Origin of the sequence: Pseudoalteromonas sp. Cn5-37 (assembly GCF_021532495.1) — a bacterium.
Taxonomy (GTDB): Bacteria; Pseudomonadota; Gammaproteobacteria; order Enterobacterales; family Alteromonadaceae; genus Pseudoalteromonas; species Pseudoalteromonas simplex.
The window spans coordinates 128097-149850 of record NZ_JAKGBA010000003.1 but is presented as its reverse complement, the minus strand read 5'-3'; the positions used below and the strand labels follow the sequence as shown (position 1 = coordinate 149850).

The window sequence follows — 21754 nt, the reverse complement described above, 5'->3', positions numbered from 1 at the left end:
CTTGCCAGTATTCCTATGCCTCGTTAACCTAGCTTTATCGAGGTAAGGTACTTATAAGCCAGTGAATTTTTTACCGTTAAAGCATTACTATCGCTCTTTAGCAGTGGCACTTATTGTGCCGCTGTTAGTGGCGTTTTTTTTGTGTTTACACCTATATAATTTAAAACTTGAGCGGGCGATAGAAAGCAGGCAAAGCGGGTTTAATAATATATCCGCTCAGCTTAGCCATGCGATGAGTGCCGCAGATGGCCTTATAGACACCATGTTCAAGCTTTACGAGCAGCCACTTTCTTATGACTTTGATCCAAGTTGGGCACGCAATGTGAATCAATATGATCACTATTACTACCAAAGTGTTGGCGATGGAGTGGGGGAGATAGTCGGGCAAGGAAAGTTTGCCTCAACCGCTTATGCAATTAATCAGTGGCGGCGAGTTATCGCCCTTGGCCCCTCTTTTAATACTACCCTGTCACTTGTTCAATCTTTAGAAGCCGTGGCTTATGTTAATGAGCAAGGTTTTGTTTATATTAAGCGCCGAAGTACGTCAAAAAGTGAATTCTTGACCAGTGTGTTAGATAACAAATTTAGGCCTCAATTAGTTAATAGTAATAAGCTTTCCTCAAGCTCTGTGTTGACAATTAATGGCCATGCTTATTTTGCAATTGGTAAGCAACGAGCAGCCAATAGTCGTGATTACATCGTGTTGATTTATGATCTTAAAGCAATTTCTAGCTGGTTAAAGAAAATAGCGCCTAACTATGGTGAGTATATTTTTATCAATCAAGATAACCAAGTTATTGCCAGCTCAAAAACAGCGCTTAACACTGCCATCAGTGCCAGCGAATATTGGCCGAATGTTGCTGTCGATATGCGCAAGAATAACCACAGCCATTTAGTGCAAGAAGCAACAAATTTACCTATTTACACTCGTTTCTATGAATCAAAGCAGGCCCTGAGTGAACCTGTTGGCTACGACATCTTTTTAGAATTCGCGTTTTTGAGTGTGTTTTTAGTGATGATGTTCAGCGCTGTTTTTTGGCTGAGTCAACGTATTTTTGTAAAACCAATGACGCACTTAATGAATTACCTTGAGCAGCATGATGAAGGTAAACAAGCGTTAGTTCATTATCGTATTCCTGTCGATTGGCAGCCTTGGTTCAGCCGTGTAAAACGAGTGTTTAGCCGCAATGAAGAGCTCGTCCAATCATTACAAGAGGCGAATAAAGCGCTTGATTCTCAGGTACAGGTAAAGTCAAAACAATTGCGTCGTAGTATTGATGCGAAAGAACGTCACTTAGCGTTATTAAATACCATGCTCAATAACGTGCCGGATCTTATTTATTTTAAGAATATTGATGGCTCGTTTTTAGGCTGTAATAAAGCGTATGAAGGCTATATTGGTTTGCCACAAGAGAAGTTAGTAGGCCAGCAATTATGTGATATTAGTGATGATAATGGCGAGTTAAATGAACTTGAGAAGCAGGTTTTAAGAGACAAAAAAACGTATCAAACTCGTCTTTCAAATTATGAGAAAACTTACCTTTTTAGCATTGTGCCATTTTACAACGAGCACCAGCAATTTCTTGGTACCATGGCGATTGGTCGTGATATTACCGAGCAGTATAATGCACTGAATGCACTACAAAGCTCAGAAGCGAAATTGCGCAGTGCTATGGAGTACGCAGCGAATGGGGTGCTTCTGGTATCACTTGAAGATCAAGTGCTGCAAGCAAATAAAGCGGCACGAAAAATCTTTGCAATTGAAAACGTTAATGGCCTCGAGTTGACAAACTTATTTGCTGAGCAGTCTTATCAGACGTTGAAAAATACTCTGACAGAGCTGCTGCATGAGAAGAAAAAAGTTTATCACTTTAGTCTTGAGCAGCAAGAACAGCAGCGCTGGCTGCAAATTAGTGTGTCCCTAGTTTGGAATGCCGAGCAAACACCAGATTATTATGTTGTTCATGTACAGGATGTGACGGATTTAGTGCAAGCAAAAGATGATGCAGAGCGGGCAACGCTCGCTAAAAGCCGCTTTATTGCTAATCTAAGTCATGAAATACGCACACCACTCAATGCAGTACTAGGCTTAATTGATGTTATTGCATTGCAAGGGCTAACTGAGCATCAGCGCACTCATGCAGAGCAGGCAAAAACAGCAGCTAATAGTTTACTGACGCTTTTAAATCGAATGCTTGATTTTGCACGTGCCGAAAGTGCTCAACTGGAAATGAATAAAGCCCCTATGAGTTTATCTGATCTAATTGATTTTAGTCGAGGTGTGATCACTCCCTTATGCACAAATAAAGGCATTGATTTTATCATTGACCGTGATGAGAACATCAACGAATTCTTAATTGGCGACCAAATTTGTTTGCAGCAAGTATTAGCCAATTTATTGACAAATGCAGCCAAGTTTACTGAACAAGGCACAATAACTCTGTGTTTAGAGCTGATTGAAGAGTCTTTAGAGCAGCAACTAATTTGTTTTACAGTTAAAGATACAGGTATAGGTATAAATAAGGCTGATCAAGGGCGGTTATTTGATGCTTTTACGCAAGGAGATGAGTCTTTAACACGCTCTCATCAGGGGGTCGGTTTAGGTTTAGCGATTGTTAAATATGAAGTCGCTTTAATGGGCGGAGAGATAAAACTTGATAGTGAAAAAGGCAAAGGCAGCAAATTTAGTTTTTGCTTACAGCTAGATAAAGCATCAGGACCTACAAAAAGAGAATTAGTTTGTTTGCCTTCGAGTACTGACTTATCTGGACTTTTAGTACTTGCAGTTGATGATAATCCGCTTAATTTGAGCATCATTAAGAGTATTTTGGAGCAAATAGATATTACTGTCATTTGTGCTCTAAATGGTAAAAAAGGTATAGAAGTTGCTAAAGAGATCAAGCCTGACGTAATTTTTATGGATATTCAAATGCCTGGGATGGATGGTTGCCAAGCGACGCGAATTATTCGTCAATTATACACCAAAGAGCAAATGCCGATATACGCGCTTACCGCTCATAGTGAGGCTGCAGATATTGAGCATTCAATTGCGGCAGGAATGAATAAACACCTAACTAAACCTATTGTTGCGAGTAAATTGTTTTTAGCAATGAGTGAGCTTAAAAACTCAAAAGAAGCTTTTTTTGATAAGGCTTTTATCTTATCTCAATTTGGAAATGATAATAAGTTAGTATTAACTATGTTGTCAAAGTTTGCGACTATGGCAGCAGAGCAGTTAATACAAATTTCTACATTAAAGACTACCGACGAGTTGATCCGCGTGGTGCATAATGTGAAAGGATCGGCTGGTAACCTTGGGTTTAAACGATTGTCAGCGTGCGCTCAGCATTGCGAGGCTACACTAAAAGCTAAAGGTGAACTTTCCGAACAATTAATTGATGAGTTGCAATGCCAAATAAAACAGGTTATTGCCTTTATCATCGAACAAGGATCTACTGATGTTGAAAAGAGCCAAGGTACTGATTGTTGATGACGATCCGTTAAACCGCTTGGTATTAGAAAAAACATTACAGCAAGACTATGATGTTTTTTGTGTTGAGAGTGGCGAAAAAGCACTGACATTTCTAAAAACACAAAGTGTGGATCTGTTGATCTTGGATATTGTTATGCCAGGAATCGACGGCTATGAAGTACTCAACAAATTAAAAGAGAACGCAACGACAAGCATGCTACCGGTAATCTTTATCTCGGCAAATACTAGCCATGATGATGAAGCTAAAGGGTTAGAATTAGGGGCGATGGATTACATCACCAAACCTTTTAGTGCAGCGATCGTTCGTGCACGTGTGCGCAATCAATTAATGATCAAACAAAAAAATGACTTGCTTGAAATGCTCGCCTCAATTGATGGCCTAACAGAGATCCCAAACCGACGTTATTTAGATGAAAACTTAGCGCGAGAGTGGCGTCGTTGTCGTCGTGATCAAACACCATTATCAGTATTATTAATGGATGTTGATCACTTTAAACGTTACAACGATTGTTATGGTCACCGAGCAGGCGATGATTGTTTAAAACAAATTGCTCATGCCTTAGTTGGAGCATGTGAGCGAGGTAGTGACTTTGTTGCTCGTTATGGCGGTGAAGAGTTTGCAGCAGTACTTCCAAATACTTCTGCAAAAGAAGCTATGTCGTTTGCAAACAAATTACGTAATGCCGTTAATGAGTTAAACATTCCGCATAAAGCGTCACTAAATGCCGACCATGTCACAATTAGTATTGGTATTGCGACCACGGAAAATGGCCAGGTGTATGCAGAGCAAACATTACTTGAAGAAGCTGATTTAGGTCTTTATCAGGCAAAAGATGCTGGGCGTGATCAGATAGTATCGAGAATGATAGCTATGAGTGAACATAAGTAGGCAATAGCTGCCTACTTACAGAATTTAAATATGCAAGCTAGCCATTGCTAAGTGATTTATAAATCGTATCACCCACACCGATTAACTTATCATTTTTAAAAACCAGTGGTGTACATTCGTCTTTAGTCATCTTGCCATCAGAATGAATACTATGGGTTGCATAGAATAATACTTGGTACACATCATCACCCTGCTTTAATAACTCGGTAAAGTTAGGAGTATTTAGTTTGTTTAATACAGTTTGATAGCTGGTATTTAATGCAAGATTAGAGATCGCTTCACGGTTATTTTTATGCTGCTTTTGCCAGCTAGATGAGCTACCAGCCCAATGTGTGTCTGCTTCACCGTCAGAAACAGCAATGACACAACCAGTTAAAAATGGTGCAGTTAGCGCGGCAATTAGAAGTGCTTTTTTCATGTTATTTTATCCCGTAGAAATTGTTTTTAGTTAATCACTCAATTGCAAACTGCTTGCCAAACTTTTAAATTTCAATTAAATCAACTATTTAGGTTGTTTTTAGTGAAAGGGCTAAGTAATAAATTACTAACTACTTAGCTCTCTTGACTAATAAATTGCGATTTAGACCAACCTGTTACGCATCTCGCCTTGATTAAATGCTTGGATATTCAAAGCAATTTCGTTAACTAAACGCACGATAGATTCTTGGCTGGCCCAAGCAATATGCGGAGTAAGTAATAAGTTTGCGCCTTTATACTGTGCCAGCGGATTTGATTGCTCTACAGGTTCTTTACTGAGTACATCAACACCGGCTCCGGCAATAACATTATTAGCTAATGCGTCAGCTAAATCGGCTTCATTGATAATTCCACCACGAGCAGTATTAATAATGATAGCTGACGGTTTCATCATGCTTAATTCTGTCGCGGCGATTTGGTTGCGTGTTTCATCAGTAAGTGGGCAGTGAACACTAATAATATCTGCTGTGGTTAGAGCATCATTAAAACTAACACGACCTTCACGAGGTGCATGGCCTTTTCGTTCACTGATGATGATATTAGCACCGAAAGCACGCGCTACATCGGCAACGGCTTTACCTAGTGAACCGTAACCAATAATAGCCAATGTTTTGCCTGCAATTTCTTTAAAGCTGTAATCTAAACGGCAAAACATAGGACTTTGCTGCCATAAGCCTTGCTGGCAATCATTAATATATCTGTGAGTATTGCCCAGTAAGTTAGTGATGAGAGTAAAGGTGTGCTGCACCACGCTCGGTGTTGAATAGCCCGCGACATTGGTCACCGCAATGCTATGCTCTTTGGCTGCTATTAAATCAATGTTGTTAGTCCCAGTCGCTGCAACACATATTAATTTTAAATTAGGTAATTTGCTCATGGCGTGCTGATCAATCACCACTTTATTACTGATAACGATATCGGCATCTTGGCAGCGCTCAACAACCTGTTCTTGAGCAGTTAAATCGTAACAGGTTAATTTACCTAATTGCGCTAAGGCATCTAACGACGTGTTGGCTAATGTCGCTGTATCAAGGACAGTAATATTCATGTGCTTTCCTTTTTTAATTTATTGCTTGACCTTGGGGTGTACTCCAAGGTTTATAGTGAGCATAATAAATAAACGCTTCACAATGGAGACGGTGATGAAAATAGGTGAGTTTGCCCGTCAGTTGGGTGTCTCAACAGATACGCTACGGTACTACGAAAAGCATGGTTTGTTAACGCCTAGTTCGCGTTCAGACGTGGGATATCGTTTTTATTCTGAGAATGACTATAAGCAAATGGCGTTTATTCTCAGAGCAAAGAATGTTGGCTTTAGTCTGGCTGAGATCAAAGAGCTACTGCAAATTAAGTTTCATAAAGATCAGCATTCTTGTCATGAAGTTAAAGAGATGACGTTACAAAAACGTGATCTCGTTGCACAGCGAATTGCAGAGCTTACTCGCTTTTATGACTCACTTTCATTGTTGGCAGATAAATGTTGTGGCGGTGAAGAGCCTGCTGAAAACTGCTCAATACTAACGACGCTGGAGGATATCGATGGACTTACTCAATAATTTTTGGCATCTGTTTTTACTCTCAGCACCTTGGTTAATGCTGGGCTTATTCATAGCAGGTCTTCTCAATGTATATTTGCCTGCTAACTTTCTTAACCGGCATTTAGGCAAAGAAGGGTTGTGGACCACAGTTAAAGCAGCCTTTATAGGTGCTCCAATGCCCTTGTGCTCATGTGGTGTGATCCCAGCAGCCATTGGTTTAAGAAGAGCGGGGGCATCGAAAAGTGCCACCACCGCATTTTTAGTTTCAACCCCTGAAACTGGGGTCGATTCGGTTTCGGTATCTTATGTGTTGCTAGGCCCATTTATGGCGATAATACGTCCTATTGCCGCCGTGTGCAGCGCCATTGTGGCCGGCGTCTTAGTGGGGAAAGACAGTGAACTCCAACAAGTACAAAGTACAGAATCAGATAAAGAAAGTACTAAAGCAGACTCTTGTTGTAGTAGTAAACAGCCAAAGCCTGTGACCACAACGAGCTGTTGCAGTAAAGAGGCGCCAGCAAAGCCCGCACAAAGTTGTTGTAGTAGCAAGGAATCGCAACCAATACAGGAGCAGCAACAAAGTTGCTCAACAGAAAAAGCAGCGCCTATACAGAAAAGCTGTTGTAGCAGTGAGCAGCCAACCAAAGCCGTTGAAAGTCGTTTTAGCAAACTGAAACGCGCGGTGAGCTTTAGTTGCAATAAGCTGCTTGAAGACACCATGATTTGGCTAATGATCGGTTTATTCTTTGCAGCGCTTGTACAAACTTATGTACCAGAGTCTTTTTTAAGCCAGTGGGGGAATGGCATCCTTGCTATGCTGGTGGTTATTTTAATCAGTATTCCTATGTATATTTGTGCAACTGCATCGACACCTATAGCGGCAGGTTTATTACTCAGTGGTGTATCTCCGGGGGCGGTGCTTGTGTTTATGTTAGCTGGGCCGGCAACCAATATCGCAACGCTTGGTGTCGTTGGTAAAGAGCTTGGCAAGCGAGCGGTATTTGCCTACCTAATAGGTGTGATTGGCACGGCACTGGCTTTTGGTTTTTTAACCGATTATTTAGTGGTGCAATATGGTTTTGTGGTAGCGCCGATGATGGGTGAAGAGCACGAGGTTCTACCTCATTGGTTAAGCCTTGCTGCAGGTATTGTGTTGGCAATTTTAATACTCAGATTGCTGTTAAAAATGGTATTAAAAAAATCCTCGCAAACTGGTAAGAGCATTGCTTAATTATTTGTTATAGATAAATATTTTCTACATTAATTGGCATTTAATTTGGTTAACTATCGCGTCTCGGTTCGCATTTAAAATTGCCTGAGTTATAATCCGCCAATTATTTTTAACGGTACGCTTTGCGTGCCGTTTTTTAACTTAAGTAGTTTTTAATGAGTGAAAGTGTGGATAAATACGCCGACATAAGACCTTACAATGATGATGAAGTAGCTGACTCAGTAGCGCGTTTGATTGCTGATAATGCCTTTGTAGATGTAATCGCTAAGTATAACTTACCGCGCTTTTTATCGAACTTCCCATTTATTACTCGCCCATTAGTGCGCAGTCAGCTGCGTAAAAAGTGGGGTAACACCTCATCGGTTGAGCAAGTTCAGCACGAAGTGGCTGATTATTTGAACAAACTAATCACCCGCACTACTTCAGAGGTAACGTTTTCGGGCATTGATAAACTAGACCCAAAACAAGCTTACTTATTTATCTCTAATCACCGCGATATAGTGCTTGATCCTGCGCTCGTTAATTGGGGCTTGTTTAAGCACAACATGCCGACAGTTCGTATCGCAATTGGCGATAACTTACTGCAAATTCCTTATATCACTGAGTTAATGCGTTTAAACAAGAGCTTTATTGTGAAGCGCTCAGCGAAAGCACCGAAAGAGATGCTAAAAGCGCTGTCGCAGCTGTCTGCTTATATTTATGACTCACTTGCTGAAGGCCACTCAATTTGGATAGCGCAAAAAGAAGGCCGAGCAAAAGACGGTTTTGACCAAACAGATCCTGCCCTGCTTAAAATGTTGCAGTTACAAGGCCGCAAGCAGAAGAAAGAGTTTGCTGAATACGTACGCGAATTAAAAATTGTACCTGTGTCTATCTCTTATCAATACGAGCCATGTGCGATTGCTAAAGCGAAAGAGCTTTATCATAAACAGCAACATGGCCAGTATGTGAAACAGCAGGGTGAAGACATAGCAAGTATTGTTGAAGGTTTTAGCACCGCTAAAGGGCATGTACATTTAGCGTTTGGCGAGCCAATTGAGTCGGGCTGTGAATCGCCTGAAGAGCTGGCAAAAACTATCGATCAGCAAATTGTTGATTCATTTTTCTTACACCCAGGCAATTATATTGCAGGTGGTTGTACGCAAGCTGTGATTAATGAAAAAGATGCCGCTGCATTTAATGAGCGTATCGCAAAAGTGCCAGAGGAGTTAAAGCCTTTGGTATTAGCTATGTACGCTAAGCCTTTTCATCGTAAAGCAGAACTTGCAACAAGCGAGTCTAAGTAAGCGAAACAAATAGTTTAAGAAGCCACTTTTTAAAGTGGCTTTTTTTATGGTTAATTTTCAGGCTATACTTTTACTATTACTTATTAACCGGCATTTGTGATGCAACAGATTGAAATATTTGAAATTCCAAGCCCTTGCAAAGGGATATGCCAAGTTAATAACCGGGGTTATTGTAAAGGCTGCTATCGTAGTCGTGATGAGCGATTTTATTGGAATAAGTTTACCAATGCAGAAAAACGTAAAGTGATCAGTCTATGCCAACAGCGTTACAAACGTTACCTTCAGAAAAAGCAACAAGCTGAAAATCAACAATCAACGCCTGAGCAAGGAGGGTTTGATTTCTAAAATTCGGTGAGATTGTACTTTGATTTTAAAAATTGCACCGTGCCATTTTCATCAAATTTCTCTAGTACTCTAGTTAGTTTGGGTATTAGTTTCTCATGACGTTTATGAACAAAGTGATAGCTTTGCATTGGCATCAGCACTTGTTTGTGAAATGCATCTTGATCAAAGTCAGGGTGTTTAGTTGATAACATAAAATCGAGTAAAATTGCGCCTTCAACACGATTTTGCGTAAGTAGATTCAATTGAGCCGTGACATTTCTAACTTTTATTACATCACCTTTAAAAGGGTGTCGTTCAATGTAACTCTGTGCTGCAGGGTAACTTGATTGGATTGCGAGCGATTTTAGTTTTGGGTAATAGCATGTTTTGCAGTTTTTTAGCAGGATTAAATTAAAATCAAATAAAGGGTAGTTCACTTTTATTAAGTTTGGATAGCCTTCTTTGACATCAGCAATGCGACCAAGCTGACCATCTAATACACCTTGATTTGCGGCCTCCAGCGCATTTTGATGGCTAAAATCAATGATACTCATTTCGTAGCCAATTTCTTTATAGGCCATTTTAAGTAAATCAATAACAAAGCGAGCTTGTGGAGTATCAGCAGGGCGATTAAAAAAGAGAGTGTGGGTATTGGCTAAACTTGAAAAGCAAAAGAATAATAAAAAAAAGGCGAATCTGTGGCTCAGATATTTTGACAACATGCGTTCCTTGCGTACATAAATTGCTCGTTAATTTACTGGCAAGTGTTGCTAAAATCAAGTTTCGTCAGAGGCTTTTTTGGGCTAATTTATCGGATTAAACGATTTGAATTTTGTTATACTAGAAAAATCAAATTATTAAAGCTGAGAAAGTATGAGTTTCAATTTATGTAAATTGCCAAGAGAGCAAAAATATCAAATTCAATTGGACTACGAAGCATCATTTTGGGCTTATCAAATAAAGCGCGGTAAAAATACGCGTGAAGGTGTTTATACTGCAATAAATAATCGTCCTATGTCTGAGCAGGCTTTTCTTAAGCAACAATTTGAGCATTACCTTTCGTTAATGAGCTAGTCATGGCAGCGTTTAGATTTTGTTTACTTGAGCCAATTAAAACGCCGTTAGTAAATAAATTTTATGATAAACACAATGCACGTGGCCGAGCAACCAAGGCTGACCAAGTATGGGTTGCCTATAAAGATTCTGAGATAATCGCGGCGTGTAGAGTACAAGACCAATCAGGGTTATTATTTTTGTCTACTCTTTATGTAGATGAATTATGGCGTGGTCAAAGGGTTGCTTCGCAGCTACTTGCGGCCGTAACCGCTCGGCAAAAGAAGGTTGTTTTTACCTTCGTGTACCAAAATCTGATTGATTTTTATCTACAAAATGGGTTTAACTATATATTAACATTACCTAACTCCTTGCAATCACTATTTGAACTTTATGCACACCGAAAAATTGTTGCGATGCACTTTACGCGTGACACAGTGCCAAGTTAGCAATTTGGAACGTCAATGACTAAGTTCTTTTCCAGTATAACCATTTTTTTATTTTTGAGCTTTGTCTTGTTTAGCCACTGCGCTTTTTCACAAGTTAAACGGTTATCAACCAGCGAAGGCTTATCGCAAAGTTATGTAAACACCATGCTCATTGATAACAGTGGCTATCTTTGGCTATCGACTGAGGGCGGGCTTAATCGCTACGACGGTTATCAGGTTGTTCATATCAAAGGACCTAATGGTGAGCTTGAAGATGCCATCATTGACCGTATTTACCAAGATCCTCAAGGCTATATTTGGATAGCTTCGCTACAAGCGGGTTTATTCCGTTATGATCCCACTTCCGATACTTATCAGCAGTTTATTGCTAAACCCACCACAGAAGAGCAAATTTTTATTGAGTCGGTGTTTAGTATGGTGGCTGTTGATGACAAAACACTATGGCTAGGTCGGGGTTGGGACTTTGCCAAGTTGGATTTAGAAACAAAACAAGTCACTTCAATTTTTGAAATCCCTGAGCGTGTAAAAAGCAGTGTTATAAGAGAGTTGTATGCTTATAACGGATTCATTTTTATGGGCACAAGTAATGGCGCTTATGTATATCAAATTGCTAGCGGTGAGGTTCGTAAGCTTGAGCACTTACAGCAAAAACCAAGTCATATTTATCAAAATTATGTGAAATCATTTGCAGTAATCGATCAAACAACGCTACTAGTCGGTGCTGTCAGAGGTTTGTATCAAGTTGATATCAGTAATTTAGAAGCGATGTTTGAGACTCCAAATAAGCCTTTCTCTAATAAAACCTTAATAAAAGATTTGAATATTTGGACCATTATTCAAGAAAAAGATGCGATTACTTTAGGTACGGATAAAGGGTTGTTTGAATACGACCTAGTAACAGCAGAGCTTAATAAAAATAAGCGTTTACGGGAAGGCGGCTATACCTTAGCTGATAACAGTATTATTGATGTTGTAAAAGATAAATCGGGTGGCATGTGGCTGGCGACAAAAAATGATGGGGCCTTTTATTTATCTTATGATAATTACAACTTTATTAATGTGACTGCTAACTCACTGAAAGGTGATGGTTTATCACATCACTCGATTTGGAGTATTGCGGAGTTTAAAAATAGGCTTTGGCTGGCCACACACAACGGTTTAACAGCGGTTGACTTACAGACTAACGAAAGTGAAGTGTTCTTAAAAGACTACCAAGTTGACTTAATAACGACAGAGTTCAGCGTTTACCAAATAATGCCCTATAAAGATAAGTTGTGGTTACACACTAACAGGGGAATTTTGAGTTTTGATCCAGACACAAAACAAGCGTCACCTGTTAAGGCTGCAAATCCTGAAAATCAGGTTTTAATAAACGACTGGGTGCATGGCATATTATTAATGCCCTCGGGTGATCTTTACTATGTCCACCCTGATTACGGCATGTTTGTATACAATATTGATAGCCAAAAAGTGACCCGACTTGGTGGGAAATTTGATGAATTTGAGCCATTTTTAGCTTATGGGTTCTTACCCGCCTTATCTTCTAAGCCCGATGCGCCTTTATTTTATAATGCAGGTATTTTATATCAGGTTGATCCGCAGTCTTTCGAGTTGACAACGATTTATACTGTTCCCGAGCAACACGAAAATGTAGCCGTTAATGTGATGTCATACATCATAGATAATAACAATGTACTGTGGTTATCGCTTTCTAACTTTGGCTTGATCGGCCTAGATGCTAGCACTTATGAGCATATCTATACCATTGACCTTGAAAAAAATAAATTAGGAACCTTGTTATACGACATGGTACTTGATGAAGCGGGTATGATTTGGATGAGCAGCCATAAAGGCCTTTGGCGGCTTAATCCTAATAATCTTCACTTTCAACAATTTACAGGCTCAGAGGGGCTATTCTCTACAGAGTTTAATAGTGGTGCTTTCACAAAGCTTGAGTCAGGGCAAATTGTCTATGGTACGCTCAAAGGGTTTACTTACTTTTCTCCTATGGATAACCACTACCAGCAAGCTTTAATTGATCACGTTAATATTACTAATCTTGATTTAATGTCTCGTGATCTACCTGCCGAGCTAAAGCAGCCTATTGATAGTGTCGTTCTTGAGCATGATGATATAGGTCTAGAAGTTGCCTTTTCGGCAATGGCATTTAATTATCAAGAACGTATCATTTATGAGTATCAACTCGGTGATGGTCAAAAAACCTATACCCGTAATAACAACCGGGTGTTATTCCCAAAACTTAGTGCGGGTAAGTATCAACTCAAAGTATGGGCAAAAGATCCATTAACAGGGGAGTTAACGCCACCCGCTATATTAAATATTGAAGTAAAGTACCCACTTTGGCGTGCTCCGCAATTCATTGTTTTGTATGTTTTATTAGTTGCACTTTTTGTCGCTGCTTGGGTTTTTAGACGAAATCGTATGCAACAAATTTTGCTTGCCGCTCATAAAGAAAGTAAAGAAAGTGAAGCACGCTTAAAGTTAGCGCTTGAAGGGAGTCATTCAGGTGTGTGGGATTGGTCTTCACAAAGTCCAATTATATATCAACCGCGCCTTAAGAATGAGCTAGGCTATGAAACAGACAGTGTTAATTTAGATGATTACTTAGCAAGAATTCACCCTCACGATAAGCAAACTTTCCGCTTAGAGTGGTTAGAGTTTTTATCAACACAAAAAGGTTATTTTAATTGCACCTACCGATTACGCCATGCTGATGGCAATTGGCGCTGGTATAAAGATTTTGGCAAAGTAGTTGAGTGGCAAGATAATGCGCCAGAAAAAGTAGCCGGTACCTATACCAATATGACACGAGAGCTCGTATTTGAAGAAAACGCGCGCTTGTTTGGTGCAGCGTTTGAGCAAACTCGCGATTGGGTGTTTATCTTAGATAAAAATCTGCGAATTCGAGCTACTAACAAATCATTTCAAGATGCATTTGGTTTTCCGGCTGAACCTCGTTCTAGTCGCTCGCTAACACTCGGTTTGTCTATTGCTGCCCGCATACATTATTTAAGAGTGATGCAAAAGCTGCAGTCTGGCGAGCATTTCTCAGCTGAAGACGTTGTAGAGGTAGCAACTGGTGAAAAGCGCCAAGTATTAATTAAAATTAGTGCTGTTGCAGGAAGTAATCGTCAGCTAGATAGTTACGTCATAATCGTGACTGATATTAGCGCGCAAAAATTGGCAGAGAGTGAATTACACTTATTGGCTAACTATGACGCCTTAACAGGTTTGCCAAATAAAACGCTATTTAATGACCGAGTTAATCATGCAATTGAGCAAGCTGCTTATCATCAAAATAAAGTCGCTTTGCTAAATATTAATATTAAACGCTTTAAATATTTTAATGATTCACTCGGTCGGGAAGAGTCAGACGAGTTACTGAAGCGTGTTGCTAAACGCCTAAAGCAAGTTCTCAGACCGCAAGATAGTCTTGCACGTTTTGATGGTGATGAGTTTGTTATTTTAGCTGAAGACTTTAAACAAGTAGATGAGCTTTTATCATTGTGTGGACGAGTGATGGATAGTGTTGAAACGCATATCGAGCTCAGCCAACAAGCAGTAAAAGTAAACTTCAGTGTGGGAGTTGCTGTTTATCCTGATGATGCGCAAACCACCAAAGCATTATTAAAAGCATCTAATGTGGCTCTGTATCACGCCAAACAACTGGTCGAAGGTGGTTATCAGTTTTATAAGCAAGAAATGAACTTACAAGTACAACGTACTTTGCATTTAGAATCGCAGTTAAGTAAAGCTTACCAAGAGCATGAGTTTTGTAACTTTTATCAGCCAATAGTCAGTGCTGAGTCACGCCAAGTCGCGGGGCTAGAAGTACTTTTACGTTGGCCAAATAAAGATGAATATAAGCCTGAAGATTTTGCGAACGCAGCAGAAAGCTCAGGGTTAATTACCAAAATAATGCTGCAGACTTTATCACGAGCTTTGATTGAGCTTCGTCAATGGCGCACGACGCATCCTGATTTATATATTTCGATTAATTTATCTGCTCTTGATTTTGAAAGTGTAAACTTAGTTGAAAATATTCATAAGGCGCTTGAAGCTAGTAAAGTGCCTGCCAGTGCGGTGGTTTTTGAAATTACTGAATCAGTCATGATGCATGATTCAGATAAAGCACAGCAGAGCATGGATAAACTCAAAGCCCTAGGTTGTCGGATTTATATGGATGACTTTGGAACTGGCTATGCGTCACTGACCTACTTAAAACGCTTTCCGGTTGATGTGCTAAAAATTGATAAAAGCTTTGTTAATGATATTGGTATTGATAAAGGTGATGAAGCGATTATCAACTCAACGCTTACGCTGGCAAAAAGCTTGGGTAAAGAATGTGTTGCCGAAGGCGTTGAAAACCGCACTCAATTGCAGTTCTTACGCTCTTTAGGCTGTGAGTACTTTCAAGGTTATCTATTTAGTAAACCTGTAGCAGGTGATGAAGTAAAAGCGCTTTTAGACACCCTGTGGGATGATGAGTTTTTAGGGTAAAGCCAAAGCTTTACCCTTTAGTTAATCTTGGCGTTTACCGCAGTGGCGGCAATATAAATTGCGATTGCGGTTTTTAAGTTCGTTATGAATCGCTTTGTTCGCCTCTTGCTGACTTAAGCCTAGTTTATAGCGTAAGTTCTCTAAATGTTCTTCTTCAACTGGCGATAAGTGGCCGTCTTCAATGGCTTCATGTACTGCATCGGTAAACACTTGTCTGCGTTTACGTAACTGTTCAGAAAAGCTTGAAGCTAGCAAACCAGTTGGAATTGCCACCATGCCCATACTTACTAGTGTGATAGCACCACCAAATAAGCGGCCTAGAGGAGTCACAGGCACCACATCGCCATAACCAACGGTTGTAAGTGTCACCATGGCCCACCACATTGCAGCAGGTATAGAGCCAAATTTATCGGGCTGCACATCATGTTCAATTAAATAAATACCGCATGAGGCGATGATCAAGACCACGGCCATTATAAAAAATGCAGCAAGCAGTGAACTGCTTTCTTCTTTGAACGAGTTTAGTAATAGCTGCATCGCTCTTGAATAACGAGTGAGCTTAAAAATACGCATTAACCTAAGTACTCGTAAGAAACGTAAATCAACACTCACAAACATCATTAGAATGGTGGGTAAAATCGCAATGAGATCAATCAGCGCCATGGGCGAGAAGAAATACCTAATACGAATCTTTGAGTTTGTCAGCGTGCTTTCTTTGTGCACGCTTTTATCTACACATGACCAAAGCCTGAGCACATATTCTAGGCTGAAAATAGCAACAGAAATCAGCTCAATCATTAAAAATTCATAATGATACTGCTTTGCTAAAGGGCCAACCGACTCCAAAACAATTGCCACTACATTGATCATGATCAGCGACATCAAAAACACGTCAAGTGCGCGTCCTACACGTCGATATTTACCATTACCTTCAAAAACTCGTGCAGTGTAATTTCTTAAACGATGCAAAATAATGATCCAGTTTTAGTTAAGTTTTAGCACCATATTAATGCTGCCTTCTTCAAAGTCGCGGGTGATCTTAAACCCGAGTTTTCGTGCCAGCTCAATCATGCCAGTATTTTCAGGTAAAGTGATCCCTGAAATTTGTTTAACGCCTTGGTTTTTACAATGCTCAATCGCCGCATTCATTAATATTGTACCAAGCCCTAAACCTTGGCAATCAGAGCGCACCACAATTGCAAACTCAGCATCGAGCTTGTCTGGATCCATCAATACTCGAGATACCCCTAATGTACAGGCTGAACCATTTTGCTCTTGGCTGACAATAAACGCCATTTCTCGGTCATAATCAATTTGCGTCATTTTCGCGAGCTGATCATGATTAAATTGCGGTAATTCACCGAAGAAGCGCTTATATCTGTCTTCTTTGCTTAATGATTGATCAAACTCTAAGTGTGCTTGCTCATCTTCCGGTTTGATAGGTCTTAACTGTGCTTGGGTATTATTTTTAAGGGTTACTTCTTTAACTAATTCAATTGGGTAGGGACGAATACACAAGCGTTTACGGTTCGCTTTTGCTTTATAACGGCTAAGACCAATGGTCGCATCAAGGACCAAAAACTGCCCGTTACTGGCTAAAATTGGATTAAGTTCAACACTGGTGATATCAGGTTGATCGATAACCAGCTGCGAAATACGGGTGAGTAGGGCGCATAAACGGTATTTATCGACTTTTTCTGGTAGCACGCGGTCTTTAAGTACGCCTTTATCGTGCGCCGCAGCAATTAGGTATTTTGCCAAGTTCATATTAAGTGGCGGTAATGCCACTGCAGCTTGTGCGAACTCAAGTCCGGTGCCAGCTTCACCTAGTAAAATCACCGGACCAAAGTTAGGCTCTGTTTTGATGGCGATACGTAGCTCATTAGCACCCGCTCGCGGTGCCATTTTTTGCAGTGAGAAACCTTCAATATGGGCATCAGGGTAGGTGTTTTTGATTCGTAGCAGCATGGCAAAGGCTGTTTGCTCAACTTCTTGCGCATCATTTAAATTAAGGACAACACCACCGACTTCTGATTTAGAAGGAATACTTGGGCTAATTAGTTTTAACGCTACCGGAAAACCCAGCTCAATAGCTTGTTCTTTGGCTTCTGTTGGCGTGTAAGCAACTTCAGTTTGAATACAATCAATACCATAATGAGTGAGAATTTGACTAGCTTCATGGGTTGATAAATAGCTTTGCTCTTCGGCTAAAAACTCGCTCACCACAGAGCGTGCAGCGTCTTTATTTATTTTTGCATCATCGGTGTTTGATTCTGGTGTTTGTGTTAAATGCTTTTGGTTACGACGATAACTTACTAAGTGCATAAAGGCACCCACCGCACCTTCAGGTGTACGGTAGGTTGGAATAGCGTTATTGGTACAGACTTTACGTGCAGCATAGGCGGCATCTTCACCCATAAAGTTAGTCATAACATAAGGGCGAGCCATTTTTGGGATTTTTTCCAAGGTTTCAACAATGATCTCTGCATAATCTTCACTCGGTGCAAGTGCTGAAGGAGTATGGATGATCAGCAAGTTTTTGACTTCTTTGGCTTGTAGTAAGATTTCTAAGGCTTGTTGATAGCGTCTTGGCGCTGAGTCACCAAAAATATCCACCGGATTTGAGGTCATTTCTGATTGCGGGATGACTTTATTAAGCGCAGCTCTAGTCTCATCGCTGAGCTCCGCCAGCTTTCCTGAGCTTTGCAAGAGCGTATCCACAGCCATGACACCTGGGCCGCCGCCATTGGTTAAAATGGTTAGCTGCTCGACTTTAAGAAGTTTTGGGTGCATTGCCAGCGTTTGTGTCGCAGCGAAAAGCTCTCGTAAGTCGTTTACCCTAAGCATACCTGCTCGCTGAAATAGCGCATCATAGACTGCATCTGAGCTTTGTTTGCCACCAGTGTGTATTTCTGCAGCGAGGGCACCAGCACTGGTTTTACCGGTTTTAATGGCGATTACGGGTTTGCTAAACGCAGCGGCTCGCGCTGCGGAAATAAAGCTGCGAATATCTTCAATATTATCGATATATAACAAAATAGCTTTAGTTTTTGCATCTCGGCCTAAAAAGTCGAGTAACTCATCAAAGTCGATATCTAGGCAATCACCCACAGATACAAAATATGAAAAGCCAATTTCTTTGTTTTTCGCCCAATCTAGAATGGTTGAGCAAACAGCCGCAGATTGCGATACAAAAGCAAGCTTTCCTGGGCTTGCAACCGTATGTGAAAAGCTGGCATTTAAACCAATATGAGGAATAAGTAAGCCCAAACAATTAGGCCCAAGTAAAGAGACATTTGCCTCAGCTGCTGCTTCTTTTAATGCGTGCTTTTGGTCGACGTTTAAACCCGCTGCAATTACCACCGCATGCTTACAACCAAGCTCTCCAAGCTCATTAATGATGTTAATTAAGGTATTTTTATTAGTACAAATAACCGCAAGGTCGGGCACTTTAGGTAGTGCAGCAATGCTTGGGTAGGCTAATACCCCGTGTACAGCGCTGTGATTTAAACTAACAGGCATGATTGGGCCTTTAAAGCCCCCCTGTAGTAAATTACGCATCACCACAAAGCCCGCTCGGTTAGGGGAATTTGAGGCGCCAATCACCGCGACCGATTTAGGATTAAAAAATTGGCTAATACGTTTAACGCTCATGCTGTTTCCTTCGCTTGCGATGTTTGTTAAAACTTCAGGGTCTGTTAAGTTTAATACACTCAAACTAGAACCGACACGCTTCCAAAGTATTAAAAGTTATACTCATAAGATAACCTGTTTATAACTACTTTTCGAGTCAAAAACAGTGACCTACATCAAGGAGAAAAGCATGAATAAAGCGCAACCATTTAATATCGTTATTGCAGCGTGTGCATTGGCGGTCGGTTTGCTCGGATTAGGTTTTATTTTGAAAAGTGCAGCCCTTGATGTAAAGGGCATGGAGCGCACAGTTCATGTTAAAGGGCTAGCAGAAATGGAAGTGCCAGCCGACACCGTTATCTGGCCGTTACAGTTTTCTGATGCCGATAACAACCTTGAAAAACTAGTGGGTCGAGTTGAAGAGAAAAGTGATGCGGTTGTGGCTTTTTTAAAACTACATGGTTTTAGTGATGAAGAAATCAGCCTTGGTAGCCAATCGATTATTGATAAACAAGCTCGCGAATATGGCGGCGAGAATCAGCAGTTTCGTTATATTGCTCGTAATAATGTCATTGTTTATTCAAATGATATTGAAAAAGTGCAAAATGCCTTAGGCGCAGTAAGCCAATTAGCCAAACAAGGCATTGCGATAGTACAAGATAATTACGAAACGCGGATTCAATATTTATTTAATGGCTTAAATGAAATTAAGCCAAATATGATTCAAGAAGCAACCGAAAAAGCCCGCGAAGTAGCAATGAAATTTGCCAAAGATTCACAGTCTAAATTAGGTAAAATTAAAACAGCGCGTCAGGGGCAGTTTTCAATTTCTGATAGAGATTCAAACACACCTCAGCTGAAAAAAGTGCGTGTAGTTACCAGTGTTGAATATTATCTATCTGACTAAACCCAATACCACAGATAAAGGTTGCCGCATGCGTGTGCACACAATCACCATGCGGCAAATCGCTCCAAGCATAAAGCCGCCACTAAACGCCACAGCCACCCCCAATAAGCCAAACTGATCTTTTAATAGTACTGCCATTAAAACCGTGACACTGGTTGCACCAAGTAAGACATACAAGTTGATAAGCGGGTTGCCTTTTAACTTGATCATGCTACTGGCTAAAATTCTTGCTGGTAATAATAATTGCCCGAGTAACAGCAGCATTAAAATCCAAAATCCTTCTTGTAATTGGCTTTCGCCATAGAGAGTGAGTAGTGGCTTTGCGAGCAAGGCAAGTAGCAAAATAGCGGCAAAGTTAAAACGCCATACCACTTTCATTAACTCGCTAAGTTGCTGCTCGGTCGTCTCATCGGCCATTAAAATGGGTTTTAAATATTGGTTGGCGGCATTGCCTAAAATAGTCAGTAAGCCAGCAATCACTACCGCAGGAAAGAAGATACTCACGCCTTGTGCACCAAACCAGTGATGCACCAGTAAGACATCGAGTTTTGCTACCAACACGGTGCCTGCACCACTGGCGAGCATGATCAATGAGTCTTTACACCATTGCTTGGTTTGGTAGCGGGCAGTGCTTGCAACGATCATTTTTTTGATTAACCAATATTGATAAATGACTACGCACAAGATGCTACAAAACAACAAGATACAAATCTCGACTAACGATAAGTCGCCACGTATCAAGTACACGAAAAAGCAAAACCCCGCTGTTAGCAATTCAAAAATACACTGCTGCGTTATCAAGCCAATTTTTGGTTTATTCAAAGCCACTAAAAAAGCCGATTGGCTCTGCATAATGGCGCCAATCGGCACCAGTAATAGTAAATAGGCCACATGCTCTTGAGCGCTTTGGTGCGGTGAAATAGCCTGAAAGCTAATCACCACAGCAGCGACAAAAATCACCCCGAATAAACACGATGCAGCTAAATAAACATGTTTTAAGCCGCGTAGTAAGTCATGTTGCTGAGCTTTGTAGAGCGGGTAGCTAATACGCATTAAAGATGATGCAAAGCCCATACTCGCAGGTAATAACAAAATTTCACACAGTGCGAGTAACGCCGCGAAAGTACCAAACTCATCAGTACTTAATAACCTTGCAAGGCACAAGGTAAGCACAATACGGCTACCATGGTTAAGGGCGGTAAAACTACTGAGCGATAAAAACGCTTTAACAACATCCTTATTCATGGAGTTATTGATTGAGCGCGTTTAATAACTGTGCCGTTGGCACTTGCAAATAGGCCGCGCAAAGCAGCACTTTACTGTCGCTACTCGTTGCTTGATTGGCACCATAAAATTGCTTAAGGGTATTTACCAAGGCGCTGACTGCGCTCGGGCTGTGACTTTGGTCGACTTCCATCATGGCTAATAATGCAGAGAATTCATGTTTGGCTAGCATCTGAGTCGTGCTGTTTAGCGCTATAAAGCAACCTATAGGAGTGAGCTGCTGCTTATTTAATGTTTTTAACGCAACACCCAAGCTTTCGTTCCTTTCAAATAACATTAACGAACGCAAGTAATTAAAGGGTAGGTTATTAGCCTGACACTGCGTAAATAAGTGATGTAGTAGGGTATTGCCTTGGTTGTCGGTAATACAAAAAGCATTTTGAAACTTAAGACCAGGCGTGAAAAAGCTCAGTTTATCGATATCATCAATTAAGGCTACAGCTTCACTTGGCAGCGGGCTTGCTTCGAGTAAATGCGCTGCCACATTTTGTAAAAACAAATATTTAACTTCACTACTGCACGCTAATTGATAGATATGCTGTAATTGTGCCGCTTGCAAAACTCCCGATAAACTTTGGTAATCGGCAATGAGTTCTTTTAACTGATGATGTTGAAGTCGGCTGTTCAATTGCTCAATCGCGCTTTGCATGGAGATACTCGTTTTTTATT

17 protein-coding genes are annotated in these 21754 nt (G+C 40.6%); 10 read left to right on the top strand and 7 right to left on the bottom strand.

Annotation, left to right across the window (positions count from 1 at the left end; all coding sequences use genetic code 11):
* Positions 1 to 61: 61 nt before the first annotated feature.
* Both L1266_RS07255 and L1266_RS07250 read left to right on the top strand, forming a co-directional pair.
* On the top strand, positions 62 to 3490 hold the full coding sequence (locus L1266_RS07255) for a response regulator (RefSeq protein WP_235377179.1): 3429 nt from the start codon (positions 62 to 64) through the stop codon (positions 3488 to 3490).
* The gene (locus L1266_RS07250) at positions 3459 to 4382 is read left to right on the top strand and encodes a GGDEF domain-containing response regulator (RefSeq protein WP_054552684.1); all 924 of its coding nucleotides are present in this window, start codon (positions 3459 to 3461) and stop codon (positions 4380 to 4382) included. The genes L1266_RS07255 and L1266_RS07250 overlap by 32 nt, the downstream gene beginning before the upstream one ends.
* Positions 4383 to 4419: 37 nt before the next feature.
* Here L1266_RS07250 and L1266_RS07245 read toward each other — a convergent pair whose 3' ends face one another.
* Together L1266_RS07245 and L1266_RS07240 are read right to left on the bottom strand one after the other, a co-directional pair.
* A complete protein-coding gene (locus tag L1266_RS07245; RefSeq protein ID WP_187490291.1) occupies positions 4420 to 4800 on the bottom strand; it encodes a DUF3192 domain-containing protein in 381 nt (126 codons plus the stop codon).
* A gap of 162 nt (positions 4801 to 4962) precedes the next feature.
* Positions 4963 to 5907: a D-2-hydroxyacid dehydrogenase gene (locus L1266_RS07240; RefSeq protein ID WP_235377178.1), complete on the bottom strand. Its 945-nt coding sequence runs from the start codon at positions 5905 to 5907 to the stop codon at positions 4963 to 4965.
* 94 nt (positions 5908 to 6001) lie between these two features.
* On the opposite strand from L1266_RS07240, the gene zntR reads away from it, so the two are divergent.
* The 4 genes from zntR (at position 6002) to L1266_RS07220 (ending at position 9259) form a co-directional block, all read left to right on the top strand.
* Positions 6002 to 6415 carry a Zn(2+)-responsive transcriptional regulator gene (zntR, locus tag L1266_RS07235; RefSeq protein ID WP_082874003.1) on the top strand — a complete coding sequence of 138 codons (414 nt, stop codon included), beginning with the start codon at positions 6002 to 6004 and terminating at the stop codon, positions 6413 to 6415.
* Positions 6399 to 7628, top strand: a complete 1230-nt coding sequence (locus L1266_RS07230; RefSeq protein ID WP_235377177.1) for an SO_0444 family Cu/Zn efflux transporter — start codon at positions 6399 to 6401, stop codon at positions 7626 to 7628. The genes zntR and L1266_RS07230 overlap by 17 nt, the downstream gene beginning before the upstream one ends.
* Before the next feature lie 155 nt (positions 7629 to 7783).
* Positions 7784 to 8914: a 1-acyl-sn-glycerol-3-phosphate acyltransferase gene (locus tag L1266_RS07225; protein WP_235377176.1), complete on the top strand. Its 1131-nt coding sequence runs from the start codon at positions 7784 to 7786 to the stop codon at positions 8912 to 8914.
* A gap of 99 nt (positions 8915 to 9013) precedes the next feature.
* Positions 9014 to 9259, top strand: coding sequence for a DUF1289 domain-containing protein (locus tag L1266_RS07220; RefSeq protein WP_138616262.1), 246 nt, complete (start codon positions 9014 to 9016; stop codon positions 9257 to 9259).
* On the opposite strand, the gene L1266_RS07215 is transcribed toward L1266_RS07220, so the two are convergent.
* Positions 9256 to 9960 (bottom strand): transporter substrate-binding domain-containing protein, encoded by a 705-nt coding sequence (locus tag L1266_RS07215; protein ID WP_138598881.1) that lies wholly within the window; start codon positions 9958 to 9960, stop codon positions 9256 to 9258. The genes L1266_RS07220 and L1266_RS07215 overlap by 4 nt on opposite strands.
* A 151-nt stretch (positions 9961 to 10111) precedes the next feature.
* On the opposite strand from L1266_RS07215, the gene L1266_RS07210 reads away from it, so the two are divergent.
* The 3 genes from L1266_RS07210 to L1266_RS07200 are packed head-to-tail and all read left to right on the top strand — an operon-like array spanning position 10112 to position 15261.
* Positions 10112 to 10312 (top strand): DUF3283 family protein, encoded by a 201-nt coding sequence (locus tag L1266_RS07210; protein WP_036966037.1) that lies wholly within the window; start codon positions 10112 to 10114, stop codon positions 10310 to 10312.
* 2 nt (positions 10313 to 10314) lie between these two features.
* Positions 10315 to 10740, top strand: a complete 426-nt coding sequence (locus L1266_RS07205) for a GNAT family N-acetyltransferase (protein WP_054552678.1) — start codon at positions 10315 to 10317, stop codon at positions 10738 to 10740.
* Between the two features lie 15 nt (positions 10741 to 10755).
* On the top strand, positions 10756 to 15261 hold the full coding sequence (locus L1266_RS07200; RefSeq protein WP_235377175.1) for an EAL domain-containing protein: 4506 nt from the start codon (positions 10756 to 10758) through the stop codon (positions 15259 to 15261).
* Positions 15262 to 15282: 21 nt separating this feature from the next.
* On the opposite strand, the gene L1266_RS07195 is transcribed toward L1266_RS07200, so the two are convergent.
* Positions 15283 to 16236 (bottom strand): ion transporter, encoded by a 954-nt coding sequence (locus L1266_RS07195; RefSeq protein ID WP_054552676.1) that lies wholly within the window; start codon positions 16234 to 16236, stop codon positions 15283 to 15285.
* 9 nt (positions 16237 to 16245) lie between these two features.
* Positions 16246 to 18915, bottom strand: coding sequence for a bifunctional acetate--CoA ligase family protein/GNAT family N-acetyltransferase (locus tag L1266_RS07190; RefSeq protein ID WP_054552675.1), 2670 nt, complete (start codon positions 18913 to 18915; stop codon positions 16246 to 16248).
* Positions 18916 to 19084: 169 nt separating this feature from the next.
* Between L1266_RS07190 and L1266_RS07185 the strand changes: the two genes are divergently transcribed.
* Positions 19085 to 19801 carry an SIMPL domain-containing protein gene (locus L1266_RS07185; RefSeq protein ID WP_054552674.1) on the top strand — a complete coding sequence of 239 codons (717 nt, stop codon included), beginning with the start codon at positions 19085 to 19087 and terminating at the stop codon, positions 19799 to 19801.
* On the opposite strand, the gene L1266_RS07180 is transcribed toward L1266_RS07185, so the two are convergent.
* Positions 19790 to 21046, bottom strand: coding sequence for a lipopolysaccharide biosynthesis protein (locus L1266_RS07180; RefSeq protein WP_235377174.1), 1257 nt, complete (start codon positions 21044 to 21046; stop codon positions 19790 to 19792). The genes L1266_RS07185 and L1266_RS07180 overlap by 12 nt on opposite strands.
* Positions 21047 to 21050: 4 nt before the next feature.
* Complete coding sequence (locus L1266_RS07175) at positions 21051 to 21734, bottom strand: hypothetical protein (protein WP_235377173.1); 684 nt, start codon at positions 21732 to 21734, stop codon at positions 21051 to 21053.
* Positions 21735 to 21754: the final 20 nt, after the last annotated feature.